This window comes from Mucilaginibacter polytrichastri, from assembly GCF_001911425.1.
Lineage (GTDB): Bacteria > Bacteroidota > Bacteroidia > Sphingobacteriales > Sphingobacteriaceae > Mucilaginibacter > Mucilaginibacter polytrichastri.
The window spans coordinates 627,799-640,290 of sequence record NZ_MPPL01000001.1; the positions used below are offsets into that span (position 1 = coordinate 627,799).

A 12,492-nucleotide genomic window follows, 5' to 3' on the forward strand; every position below is an offset into this window, starting at 1 on the left:
CCAGAGGCAGTTGGAAATGCAGGGATGGTTTTTAAAAAGGGTGACGTAAGCGATATGGTGAATAAGATTTTGGATATTACCCAAAATGAAAACTTAGAAAAGCAACTTATTGAAGCATCCCATAAGCACTTAAAAGAACACTCGCCTGCAGTTATAGGTAGCGCATATTATAATATTATAACAGAAGCTTTAACAGATTTATAATACATAAATGAAAGTTGTTTATACCGCACCTAATAGAGGGCACCACTATCGGTATGCATTAGCTATGCATAAGGCTAATATGTTATATAAATTTATAAGCGGTTTCTCAAGATTTAGTCCAAGGGCTGAATTGCCAGAGATTGGCGAAAAGCTAGTTCGTGCAGATATATTGCAAAATTTTTATCTTGCAAGTCTGAAATCTAATATGCCTTTAGCGTTTAGCACCAAGTTGGCTTACCTGGCTAAAAATGAGCAAGACAGGGCTAGTGCTAAGTTTGTTCGGGAATGTGATATATTTATGTTTTATAATGGTAGTGGTTTGTCGACAATGAAAAAGGCTCATGAAATGGGCAAAATATGCATTGTTGAAGCGGTAAATAGTCATGTTGATTACCAGGAGGTATTATTGCGGGAAGAGCATGAAAAATATGGTTTGGCTTGGCGCCCTTTCGATAAATTAGAAAAAGCAAAGAGATTGGAGGAGTATGAAAAAGCCGATTATATATTGCTGCCCTCAGATTTTGTAAAAAGAAGTTTTATTGAATATGGGTTTGATAGCAAAAAGTTAATCAAAGTTCCATATGGCTTTAGTGCTTTTTCAAATACTAATGTAAAGGCAGAAGATACTTCGGGTGATTTTAATGTATTATATGTAGGCAGCGTTTCTGTAAGAAAGGGATTAAGATATTTAATTGAAGCATTTACTATGCTTAAGCACCCCAAAAAAAAACTACTTATTGTAGGGCCTCAATCTAAAATCACAGGTATTGATGGCATGGTTTTGCCACCCGAAATAGAATTTCTTGGCGTTTTGAAAGGCGAGGCACTGGAAAATGTTTATAAAAGAGGCAATGTATTTTGCTTACCATCTATAGAGGAAGGGCTTGCTTTGGTGTTAGGAGAAGCGTTGTCATTTGGTATACCAATTATTGCAACAAGTAATACTGGTGCCGATGAAATAGTTGAAGATGGCAAGGACGGTTTCATTGTTCCTATAAGGGACAGTAAAAGCATTTTCGAAAAATTAAAACTTATTGCAGATGATAGCGAGCTTTATGCGTATTTAAGACGTAATGCAAAAGAAAAAGCTGCTACTATGAAAGGCTGGGACGAAACAGAGCGTTTATTGACATTTAATCTTACCGAGATTTTTAATAATCATAGATATTAAGGTTAATAATGGTAGGTAATAAAGATTATTATAAAGACAACATGAGTAACAATGCTGAAAAGCTCGTGTATGCGCTTGTTATTACTTTGGTTTTTGAAGGTTTATTGAGGAAACTTTTACCCTCTGGTTTTGGGTTGATAATTTTCTTTTTTAAAGATGTTTTATGTTTAATATCGTTTTTTCTAATACTGAAAAGATATTTTACTGGTAAAATGCTGACTTTATTAAAAGCTTGGCGTGCCATATTTGTAGCTTTTATTCCAGTTTTTTTTGCTACAATTTTTCATGATCCCTTTTTGGGCTTTTTTGGATTAAAGCAATACCTTTTATATGTTGTTGCGGGTTTGCTTGTACCTGTTGCATTTCCACCGGGTAAAATAGATCATTTTAAAAAATTCATTTCGTTATTTATATTCTTATTAATTCCCACCACACTGGTTGCAATTCTGCAAAATTCATTACCAGGGAGTCATTGGTTAAACAGGAGTGTTGATGGTGGTTCTTTAGAAGGTTTTGCAGCAGCAGGTTATTTAAGAGTAAGTTCAACATTTTCTTTTACGGGGCAATACTCATGGTTTCTTAATATTGCATCAGGATTTCTAGCCGGTAGCTTTTTCTTTCCAGAAAAACCAATCTTTAAAGCAGCAAAATATTTATCCATCACAGGTGTATTATGTTTATTAGTAGGAACTTTTATTACTGGTGGGCGTACAGCGGTTTTGGGTACCGCTTTAAGTTTATTAATAGGTTCTGTATTTTCGTCATTAAAAGCGCCTAAGATTTTCCTGATAAAGGGAGTTACTGCATTTGTGCTGTGTTTTTTATTATTAGGAGTTGTTCGCGCTGCTAAGCCCGAGTTTTTTGCCGCATACGATCAGCGTTCAAGTGGCTCAGAGGAAAAATCGCATTCTGCCGAGATAGAAGATAGGGTGTTTGGAGATTTTTTTAGTTGGACAAATTGGCTGTTTATTGATGATACTATACCAATGTTATTTGGTAATGGAATAGGCGTAATGAGTAACGGATCTGAAAAGATAAGTGTTTATGCAAATGAAGCAAAAAATAAATCTGGTGGCGGACTTGAAAGTGATTACGATGTTACAGCTTGGGAAGGTGGAATTTATTTAATGCTAGTTTGGTATGGTTTTAGGGTTTGGATCATCGTTTTCAGTATAGACATGTGGAAGGAGATTACAAGTAAAAAGGTGGGTTTGGCTGTTTCATTTTTATTAGGATTCATAATAGTTACTTGTTGTTACGGAGCTGTGTCAAAACAAGCACCTATAAGTTTGTGGTTATGGTTATCTGTTGGGTGTATTATTACCCTACTAAACTATGATAAAAGTAGAAAAATCAATAGTCAACGAATAGCTATAGCAGAGCTGCCTGAGTACTTTTTATAAATGTCGATATATAATGAAACAAGTAATATTCGTTAATTCCCATCCAATACAATACTTCGCTCCGTTGTATAAATTTCTAAATAAATACGGTATTAAAACGAGCGCATGGTATTGTAGTGATGAATCCATCAGGGGCACACTGGATAAGCAATTTGGAGTAGAAGTAAAATGGGACATACCGCTGCTCGACGGTTATGACTATGTTTTCTTCAAAAATAATTCATGGAAGCCGTCACACTTTAATGGATTTTTTGGATTAATAAATTTTAAAATAATTCGTAAATTATTTACTTCCCCAAAATCTGTTATTATCGTCCATGGATGGCATTATTTTACGCTTCTTTCAGTGTTGTTATTGGCTAAATTTAAGGGTCATACTGTATGCTTAAGGTGTGATGTACCACTTAATCAAGAGGAGCTAAAAAGAGGATTGAAACAAAATATAAAAAAATTCGGGTTGAAACACCTCCTTTTCCCAAGAATTAGCTACTTTATGTATATAGGCACGCAAAACAGATTGTTTTATAAAAGTTTAGGAATAAGTGACAAGCAATTAATCAGTTGTCCTTACGCGGTAGATAATGAGCGGTTTAGAGAAGATCAAATATCGCTTAAGGAAGTAAAAAGTTCTATAAAAGAACGACTAAACATACCGAACGATGATAAAATTATTCTATTTACAGCAAAATATATCGATAAAAAAAAGCCTCTAGATTTATTAAAGGCATTTCATCAGCTTGGCATGAAGAACGTATGGTTATTGATGGTTGGCGAAGGTGAACTAAGAGCAAATATGGAAGCTTATATTGACGAAAATAAGATTGAAAAGGTATTGCTTACTGGATTTGTAAACCAGGGAAAGATTTCTGAATATTATGCCATTAGTGATGTGTTTGCAATGACCTCTTATATAGGTGAAAATTGGGGGCTATCTGTTAATGAAGCGATGAATTTTAATTTACCACTAGTGGTTTCTGATTTTACAGGGTGTGCAGACGACTTAGTTGAAGATGGTGTTAATGGATATGTGTTTAAAACCGGAGATATAGACCAGTTGACAGAAAAACTAAAAATGATTTTATTAGGTGACTCACTTACATGGAGTCCTTCGTCTCAGGAAATCGTTGATTCATATAGTTTTAAAACTATAGCTCAGAATTTACAGCCGATATTAAGCTGAGCTATATCGGAGGTTATACAAACTAAGAGTTTGATTATTAAAAATTTTTAAATAAATAAGAAGCTATTTGTATGTCAACTATAATCGGTGAAAAGGGAAGAAGCATAGGATTAGATTGCGCTAGAGCGTTTGCAATAATATTGGTTATTACATCACATTTTTCAAGAAATAGTAAATATTTGGGCTTTTGGGGGGTTGAGATTTTTTTTAGTCTTAGTGGGTTCTTGATTGGACAGATTTTATGGAGAAATTATTCTATCGAATCAAATTGGGATTTGAATAAAATTTTTAATTTTTGGTCACGAAGATGGTGGCGAACCTTACCTAATTATTATTTGTTTTTCTTTATTAATTTATTGCTTAATTATTTTTTATTAAAGCCAATACCTCAGTTCCACAATTTGTTAAATTATGCGGTTTTTGGTCAAAATTTTGTCAGTAGGAGCATAGGTTTTTTTGAAGTATCGTGGAGCTTGTGTGTTGAAGAATGGTTGTATCTTTCGTTCCCAATAATTTTATTTTTTGCATCGAAGATTATTAAAAGCCGATCTGTGTCTTTTATTTTTACCATTCTAATACTTGTCATGGCATGTGCCGCTTTTCGTTATTTTGCCAGTAATTCGATCAGAAGCAACGATCTTAGAGTAATTACGTTAGCTCGACTTGACGCTATTGCTTACGGAATATTAAGTGCTTACTTCTTTACAGTAATTAAAGTGGGTGATGTAAAGAAAAAAGTTTTATTCTTTATAGGATGCGTTCTATTACTTAGCCCGATAGTCATAAAACTTATGTGCAAGTGGGATTTAGATAAGATAATAAACAATCAAATTGTATTGGTTTTGGTTCCACTAGGTGCGGCACTAATGCTTCCCACTATAAATAGCTCTTCCAATTATAAATCTAACTTTATTACAAGGTCTATCACTAAAGTAAGCTTATGGTCATATTCTTTATATTTATGTCATATGCCGATTCTTTATATCTTATACAAAATTATTGGCGAGAATTATAAAGTCTTTTTTATAAACCTAAGCGCTAAAATTATTGGGTTAGGTTTTGCCATTTTTATTTCGTCAGTATTATTCAAATATTTTGAAGCGCCACTTACCGCTAAAAGGCCAAAGGAAATAAAGTGAGTTATTTAAATAGCGTAAAGCTAGGTTGATTCAATAAATTTTTATATTAAAAAGCATTCATTAAGTACACGATCAATGCATATCGTTTTTTTTACACATCCGCCGTTTCTGGGTTCGCAAAGTATGCCCCGCTTTGCCAATATGCTGGCAGAGGGTATGCAAGAGCGCGGCCATGAGGTAGAAGTATGGACAGCTAAACCAAAGTTTTATGACTTTAAAGTTCCGGCTGGTTTAAAGAAATGGATGGGCTATATAGATCAGTATATCGTATTTCCGGCTGATGTAAAAAAGCGTTTAAAGGAACAGAACAGTAATACCCTGTTTGTTTTTGCAGACCAGGCACTGGGGCCGTGGATACCATTGGTAGCAAACAGGCCGCATGTTATTCATTGTCATGATTTCCTGGCCCAGCGATCGGCCAATGGCGACATTGCAGAGAACCCCACAAGTGCGAGTGGAAAAAAATACCAGGCGTACATTCGTCAAGGCTATCAAAAGGGAAAAAACTTTATCTCAGTATCAAATAAAACCAGGGAAGACTTAAGTCAATTTCTTACAACCGCGCCCCGGTTATCAGAAGTAGTATATAACGGATTAAATACGGCCTTTAAACCATTAGATGTTACTGAATGCAGGGAAGCTATTGGTACGGCCATTAAAGCTGATTTAAGCAACGGTTATATTTTGCATGTGGGCGGTAACCAATGGTATAAAAACCGGGTTGGTGTTATTCATTTATACAATGCCTGGCGAGATAAATATGGTACCAATATTCCATTAATTATGATTGGTGCTAAGGCCAGTGCAAAGCTTGCAGATCAATATAATGCATCGCTGTATAAAAATGATATCTACCTGCTTAGCGGTAAGGATGATCTTTTTGTGAGGCAAGCTTACAGTGGTGCTGCTGTGTTTTTGTTTCCATCATTGGCCGAGGGTTTTGGATGGCCTATTGCAGAGGCAATGGCCGCAGGCTGCCCGGTAATTACAACCGGCGAAGCACCTATGACCGAGGTTGGTGGCGATGCAGCTTATTACATTCCCCGCCGCCCTTCTAATGGTGAAGGTGCAACCTGGGCTGATGGGGCAGCATCAACTTTAAACAAGGTTTTAAATATTTCTGCAGTAGAACGCAATGCTGTTTTAGAGGCGGGCTATAAAAATATATATAGGTTTAGCTTAAAAGATGCGATCCAACAAATTGAGACTATATATAAAAAAGTTAACAATCAATCTTTTTGATTGATAATTTGGCAGCTTTTTAATGTAAGAATTTCAATAAATTCATTATTTTTGTTTACTTAGATCGTATCTCCTAAATATTAAATGAAAATACTCCACATCGTTCCAGCTTACAAGCCTGCATATATTTACGGTGGCCCTACAGAATCTGTAGCACGCCTATGCGAAGGGTTAGCTGCCGATGGACATGAGGTTGACGTGTATACGACTACTGCAAACGGTAAAACAGAACTTGATGTAGTACCCGGAAAAGAAATTAATGTAGACGGTGTTAATGTAATCTACTTTAAACGCCTCACCGGAGATCCTACTAATATCACCCCGTCTTTATGGGTTAAACTTGCCAAAACTGCTAAGGATTATGACATGATCCATATGCATGCCTGGTGGAATACCCTGGTTTTAATATCGGCACATATTTGTTTTTTAAAAGGTGCTAAAACTATCATCGCCCCCCGGGGTATGTTAAGCAAATATATTTTTGGCTCGGGCAGCAGCAAGGCTAAAACAATAACGCATAATTTAATTGGCCGCAGTACACTGGCTAAGTGTTATTTGCACGCTACATCTGAGGCTGAGTACGATGAATGCCGAGAGTTAATACCAGGCTGGAAAGGGTTTGTATTACCCAATATTATTGCCCTGCCAGATATCGCTATTGTTCCGCAGCAAAACGAGGTGTTTACGCTTATATTTTTATCAAGGGTGCATCCCAAAAAAGGGCTTGAGGTATTGTTTGAAGCCATGAGCAAACTCAGCTTTAAAATACTTTTAAGAATTGCCGGTACAGGTGATGAAGAATATATCGAACAGCTTAAGCAGTTGTCTGCCGATTTAAAAGTTGATGAACAAATAGAATGGCTGGGCTGGAGAAACCGGGACGAAAAGTTTTCAGAAATGATGAAGGCAGATCTTTTTGTACTGCCGTCATTAAACGAAAATTTCGCCAATGTAGTTATCGAATCACTACATGTGGGTACGGCCGTTCTGGTAACAGAACAGGTTGGTTTGGCTAACTTTGTAAAGGCTAAAAATACTGGTTGGGTAAGCAAGCTTGATGCTGCAGATTTAGCCGGGAAAATAACAGAAGCGCAGCAGGATAGATCAAAATTGAACAATATTCGCGAACACGGCCGCAACATTATTGAAGATAATTTCTCTGAAAAGGTATTGATCGGGCAATATATCAGCGAATACCAAAAGATTAATGCAAGCGTTGCTTAATGATATCTAACTCAAAGAAGTAATCAGCCGCATATAAGTATACGTAGATAATAATGGAAAATAGTATCGATAAATTTTATGATCTGTGTGTTATTGGAAGTGGCCCTGCCGGTATCATCTTGATACTCGAGTATGCACGTCTCAATCCCGACCATAAAATTGTACTAATAGAATATGGCAGCAAAGACCAGAAGGCTACCAATGATCTTGATGATACTATTGAAATAAAAAACATAATAAACCATCACGACCCGTACGAGTGCACCAATAAGGGGCTGGGCGGGTCGTCTGCAACCTGGGGCGGCCGTTGTGTAATGTATGATGAGATTGATTTTATAGACAGGCCTGCTGTTAATGGCGGCTGTACATGGGACCTTTCTTTATTTGAAGAAGTAAAAACACACCTGAAAACCACTGCCGATTATTTTGAATGCGGCAACCCTGCCTTTGACCTCAAAGAAGTGCCCGGTTTTGAAGGTAAAACCATAGCCGAAAACTTTAACGAAGGCATAGTTACAGACACCGCACTCGAACGCTGGAGTATGCCTACGCGCTTTGGCCCGCGGTACGAAAAAGAAATTGCAGACCATCCTTACATTACCTTATTGCAGGGTTACGAGGCCAGAACATTCTCTGCCCCGCAACAGGATGGCAAAGTAGCAGCGTTGACCATCAGAAATGTGGTTACTAAAGAACTATCTGAAGTAAAAGCAAAGAAAATAGTACTGGCTGCAGGCACCCAGGAGTCAACACGTATTTTGTTGCGTAACCCACAGCTCTTTAATATACTTGGTGCAGTGCCAAAAGCATTGGGCAAATATTACCAGGGCCACGTATCGGGTAAAATAGCTTCGGTGAAATTTAATGGCGATCCTAAAAAGACAGAGTATGGCTTTCTGCGCGATCAGGAAGGGATTTATATCCGTAGAAGATTCCAGTTTGCAACACAGTATTTAAAAGATAATAACCTGCTTAATACAGCCATTTGGCTCGATAACCCTTTGTATCAAAACCCGCAGCACCGCAGTGGGGCCATGTCATTTATGTATCTGGCCATGATTACCCCAATTTTGGGTAAAAAACTGGCGCCGCCCGCTATAGCCCATTCTATTACTAAAGGGGAAGTAAAGGGTGTAGGTAAGCATATTTGGAATGTGGTAAGGCAACTGCCGGGTTCATTACTAACCCCGGCAACCATATTTTATAAAAGGTTTTTACTGAAACGTAAGCTACCGGGTATATTTTTGTACAGTGCACAGAATAAATATGCACTTCATTTCCACGCAGAGCAGGTACCTTCTGAATTAAATACCATGACACTTGGTGAGGACGGTGAAAAGCTGATTATCAACTATGATCTGACCGACAAAGATATCTCATCTGTTATTGACCTGCATGATACGCTTGATCAATGGTTGCGTAAAAATAATTGTGGTGAGTTAGAGTACTGGTACGATAAACAAGGCTTGCCGGATGCTATCCGTAGTATTTCTAAAGATGGTATTCATCAATCGGGCACCACCAGGATAGCAGATACTGCTGCCGATGGAGTGGTTAACCGTGATTTAAAACTTTGGGGTACAAGCAATATATATGTATGCAGCAGTTCGGTATTCCCAACATCCGGACAGGCAAACCCTACTTTTTTTCTGGGTGCATTTGCTGTCAGATTAGCGCATCATTTAACAAATACTTATGAGAACAGTTGAACTTACAAAAGGCATTAAATCATCTGCGCTCGGTTTCGGCTGCGCCTCTATTTTGGGTGCCGTTGATGCTGCAACAGGACAAAGAGGAATTGAGTGTGCTTTAGATTTAGGTATAACTCATTTTGACCTGGCACGGTCGTATGGTTATGGCGATGCCGAGCAGTTTGTAGGTAAGTTGCTTAAGGGTAAAAGGCAAAATGTGGTTATCGCAACCAAGTTTGGTATTGTTGCCAATTGGAAATCGCAATTGCTTAAACCTGTAAAGCCGCTGGTAAGGATGTTGAAAGGAAACAAAAAACCGGTTGAACCCAAAGAAGAAGTTGTAAATGAGAATCCCAATAATTCGCAGGCTTTACTTAACCGTTTCTTCGATCGTATTAGCCCCATTACCGGGAAGGATATGCAGGCCAATATCGAAAAAAGCCTGCGGGCATTAAAAACAGATTATATAGATTATTATTTTATTCATGAACCGCATGAATCGCTGATCTACATTGATGAACTGTTAGCCACTGCCGACAAATTAAAGCAGGATGGAAAGATCCGTGCATTGGGCCTGGCCTATAACCAGTCGCAATTGCATTTTCATCAGGCCTATATCGATAAGTTTGATATTTTACAATTCAATAATTCTCCGGGTATTGCGGAGTATGAAAATATAAGATTGCAACGGGCTGATAAGCATAATATATTTTTTTCTGCCATGAGTGGCGGTGTAAAAAAAATGACAGCCGCAGAGAAATTCACAAAATTATATCAGGATTTTCCGGATAGCGTAATACTGTCATCTACGTTTAATGAAAAGCATTTGAAAGAGAATGTTGCGTGTGCAAATAAGTTAAGCTTATAATATCAATCAATGGAACTGGTTAAGTCATCTCAACTACAAGCGCTCATACTTACAAAAAATGAGGAACCCAATATTAAAAGAGTATTGGATAAGCTTACATGGCTGGAACGTATTGTTGTGGTTGACAGTTATAGCGATGATAAAACAATTGAGATATTAGGTACTTATTCAAACGTTGAGATTGTTTACCGGAAGTTTGACACCTTTGCCCAGCAATGCAATTTTGGGCTGGACATGGTAGATAGCGAGTGGGTGTTAAGCCTGGATGCCGATTATGTGTTAACGGATGATTTTATAGCCGAAACCAGGCAAATTTTAGCTTCGAGCACCAATAATGTTGCTTACAATACCCGGTTCGAATTTTTAATTTACGGCAAAAAACTGCTAAGTAATAATACTACGCCAAGGCCGGTATTGTTTAAAAACAACCATGGCACCTACTATGATGATGGCCATGCGCACCGTTTAGAGATAAAGGGCGATATCGGAGACTACAAAGCAAAGATTTTACATGACGATAGAAAGTCGCTGAGCAGGTGGATCAGTAATCAGGATGGGTATTCGATCAGAGAATGTGATAAACTGCTTGACCTTAACAATCCGAGCAGAAACTCATTCATGAACAAGCTTAGGCGTACTAAAGTATTAGCGCCTTTCTTTGTGTTCTTTTATTGCCTTTTTGTAAAAGGGCTTATTTTTAATGGCTGGGCAGGATGGTATTATACCCTACAGCGTACCATGGTGGAAATGCTTTTTGCATTACGCCTAATGGAAGCACAAGATCTTAAAAATCCATAATTTTTTTCGCCTAGCAAATAATGAGCACTATTGAATTAACATCACGAGTACAACTCCGTAACTTTACGGCCGGCGGCTTTAACCGTGGTGCTGGGAAGGGAAAAGAAACCATTTGGTATTTGTTTAAGATGTTCTTTTTTCTTACTTCGTTTCCGTTCCCTAATGCATTAAAATGCTGGCTGCTTAAATTATTTGGAGCTAAAGTAGGCACCGGGGTAATTATAAAGCCACGTGTAAATATTCATTTCCCCTGGAAATTGCAGGTAGGTAATGATGTATGGATAGGCGAGGAGGCAATGTTGCTTAATTTCGAATTATTAACCATTGGCAATAATGTATGCGTTTCGCAGCGTGCATTTTTATGTGGTGGCAATCATAACTATAAAGATCCGGCCATGGAATACCGTAATGGCGCTATTACGCTGCAAGATGGTTCATGGGTGGGTGCAACCTGTTTTGTTGGCCCGGGGGTTACAATTGGTGTAGATACCGTAGTTTCTGCAGGTTCTGTTGTAACCGCCGATTTAAAAGCAAACAGTATATATAAAGGCAATCCGCCGGTATTTATTAAAGAACGATGGACATAAAAAAAGTTCTGTTAATAGGGCATAATTTTTCGCCGGAGCCAACTGGTATTGGTAAATATAATGGCGAAATGATAGCTTGGCTAGCGGCCAATGGCTTTGACTGTACCGTTGTAACTACGTTTCCTTACTATCCGCAATGGAAAGTACAGGCCCCTTATCAAAACAAATGGTGGTGGTATAAAAAAGAGGTGATGGAATCTCCGGGTAAAAACCCGGTTACGGTGTATCGTTGCCCGTCATATACCCCCGCCGACCCTACAGGGAAGAAGCGGATGATACAGGATATGTCGTTCTGGAGTTCTAAGATCTGGCAGGTATTTAAGCTCATTTTGTTTAAGAAAAGGTTTGATCTTATTATTACTGTTGCACCACCTTTTCACCTGGCTTACCTGGGTTTAATGCTCCGTAAGCTTACAGGCGGCAGGCTGGTATACCACATCCAGGATTTACAGATAGAGGCGGCGCAGGACCTGAACATCTTATCCAACCAAACGATGTTTAACCGTTTGTATAAAATGGAGAAAAATATCCTCGAAAGTGCAGATTATGTAAGCAGTATATCTGATGGCATGATTAAAAAAATAGAGGAAAAAGTAGATAAAAAGGTGCTTTTCTTTCCAAATTGGGCTGATACATCTTACTTTTTGCCCCTTGATAACCGTCAATTGCTAAAAACAGAATGGGGTTTTTCGGCAAATGATGTTGTATATTTATATTCTGGCGCCATAGGTGAAAAGCAGGGGCTCGAAAACATTATATTTGCTGCAGAGCAAGTGCAGCATGATAAGAATATCAAATTTGTAATTTGCGGATCTGGCCCTTACAAAGAGAAATTGGCCGAATTTGCACAAGCGAGGTCGCTAACAAATGTTAGCTTTTTGCCGGTACAGGAGAAGGACGCTTTTAATAAGTTTTTAAACATGGCCGACTTTCACCTGGTGCTGCAAAAATCAAACGCCGGTGATTTGGTAATGCCATCAAAACT

General features: G+C 38.0%; 12 protein-coding genes. All 12 read left to right on the top strand.

Going from position 1 to position 12,492, the window contains the following annotated elements; all coding sequences use genetic code 11:
- Nucleotides 1-204 (top strand): hypothetical protein (locus tag RG47T_RS26575; protein WP_253187487.1); only part of this gene is annotated, 204 nt, incomplete at its 5' end.
- Between the two features lie 7 nt (nucleotides 205-211).
- Nucleotides 212-1,375: a glycosyltransferase family 4 protein gene (locus tag RG47T_RS02850; RefSeq protein WP_074487978.1), complete on the top strand. Its 1,164-nt coding sequence runs from the start codon at nucleotides 212-214 to the stop codon at nucleotides 1,373-1,375.
- An 8-nt stretch (nucleotides 1,376-1,383) separates the two neighbouring features.
- Nucleotides 1,384-2,778: a hypothetical protein gene (locus tag RG47T_RS02855; RefSeq protein ID WP_074487980.1), complete on the top strand. Its 1,395-nt coding sequence runs from the start codon at nucleotides 1,384-1,386 to the stop codon at nucleotides 2,776-2,778.
- 13 nt (nucleotides 2,779-2,791) lie between these two features.
- Complete coding sequence (locus RG47T_RS02860; RefSeq protein ID WP_074487981.1) at nucleotides 2,792-3,958, top strand: glycosyltransferase family 4 protein; 1,167 nt, start codon at nucleotides 2,792-2,794, stop codon at nucleotides 3,956-3,958.
- Between the two features lie 71 nt (nucleotides 3,959-4,029).
- Nucleotides 4,030-5,097 carry an acyltransferase family protein gene (locus tag RG47T_RS02865; protein ID WP_074487982.1) on the top strand — a complete coding sequence of 356 codons (1,068 nt, stop codon included), beginning with the start codon at nucleotides 4,030-4,032 and terminating at the stop codon, nucleotides 5,095-5,097.
- Nucleotides 5,098-5,172: 75 nt separating this feature from the next.
- On the top strand, nucleotides 5,173-6,339 hold the full coding sequence (locus RG47T_RS02870; RefSeq protein WP_074487983.1) for a glycosyltransferase: 1,167 nt from the start codon (nucleotides 5,173-5,175) through the stop codon (nucleotides 6,337-6,339).
- Between the two features lie 84 nt (nucleotides 6,340-6,423).
- A complete protein-coding gene (locus tag RG47T_RS02875) occupies nucleotides 6,424-7,563 on the top strand; it encodes an XrtY-associated glycosyltransferase XYAG1 (RefSeq protein WP_074487985.1) in 1,140 nt (379 codons plus the stop codon).
- 53 nt (nucleotides 7,564-7,616) lie between these two features.
- Entirely contained in the window at nucleotides 7,617-9,272 is a 1,656-nt protein-coding gene (locus RG47T_RS02880) for a GMC oxidoreductase (protein ID WP_074487986.1), read from the top strand.
- Nucleotides 9,259-10,122, top strand: coding sequence for an aldo/keto reductase (locus RG47T_RS02885; RefSeq protein WP_074487987.1), 864 nt, complete (start codon nucleotides 9,259-9,261; stop codon nucleotides 10,120-10,122). Before RG47T_RS02880 ends, RG47T_RS02885 begins: the two co-directional genes overlap by 14 nt.
- Nucleotides 10,123-10,131: 9 nt before the next feature.
- Nucleotides 10,132-10,920, top strand: a complete 789-nt coding sequence (locus RG47T_RS02890; protein WP_074487988.1) for a glycosyltransferase family 2 protein — start codon at nucleotides 10,132-10,134, stop codon at nucleotides 10,918-10,920.
- A gap of 20 nt (nucleotides 10,921-10,940) precedes the next feature.
- Nucleotides 10,941-11,507, top strand: coding sequence for a WcaF family extracellular polysaccharide biosynthesis acetyltransferase (locus RG47T_RS02895; protein WP_074487989.1), 567 nt, complete (start codon nucleotides 10,941-10,943; stop codon nucleotides 11,505-11,507).
- The coding region (locus RG47T_RS02900) for a WcaI family glycosyltransferase (protein ID WP_253187488.1) at nucleotides 11,498-12,492 on the top strand (995 nt) is incomplete at its 3' end. The genes RG47T_RS02895 and RG47T_RS02900, both read left to right, overlap by 10 nt.

Coding starts and splice junctions, on each gene's coding strand:
- RG47T_RS02850 (WP_074487978.1), top strand. CDS start 212: ATGAAAGTTGTTTATACCGCACCTAATAGAGGGCACCACTATCGGTAT.
- RG47T_RS02855 (WP_074487980.1), top strand. CDS start 1,384: ATGGTAGGTAATAAAGATTATTATAAAGACAACATGAGTAACAATGCT.
- RG47T_RS02860 (WP_074487981.1), top strand. CDS start 2,792: ATGAAACAAGTAATATTCGTTAATTCCCATCCAATACAATACTTCGCT.
- RG47T_RS02865 (WP_074487982.1), top strand. CDS start 4,030: ATGTCAACTATAATCGGTGAAAAGGGAAGAAGCATAGGATTAGATTGC.
- RG47T_RS02870 (WP_074487983.1), top strand. CDS start 5,173: ATGCATATCGTTTTTTTTACACATCCGCCGTTTCTGGGTTCGCAAAGT.
- RG47T_RS02875 (WP_074487985.1), top strand. CDS start 6,424: ATGAAAATACTCCACATCGTTCCAGCTTACAAGCCTGCATATATTTAC.
- RG47T_RS02880 (WP_074487986.1), top strand. CDS start 7,617: ATGGAAAATAGTATCGATAAATTTTATGATCTGTGTGTTATTGGAAGT.
- RG47T_RS02885 (WP_074487987.1), top strand. CDS start 9,259: ATGAGAACAGTTGAACTTACAAAAGGCATTAAATCATCTGCGCTCGGT.
- RG47T_RS02890 (WP_074487988.1), top strand. CDS start 10,132: ATGGAACTGGTTAAGTCATCTCAACTACAAGCGCTCATACTTACAAAA.
- RG47T_RS02895 (WP_074487989.1), top strand. CDS start 10,941: ATGAGCACTATTGAATTAACATCACGAGTACAACTCCGTAACTTTACG.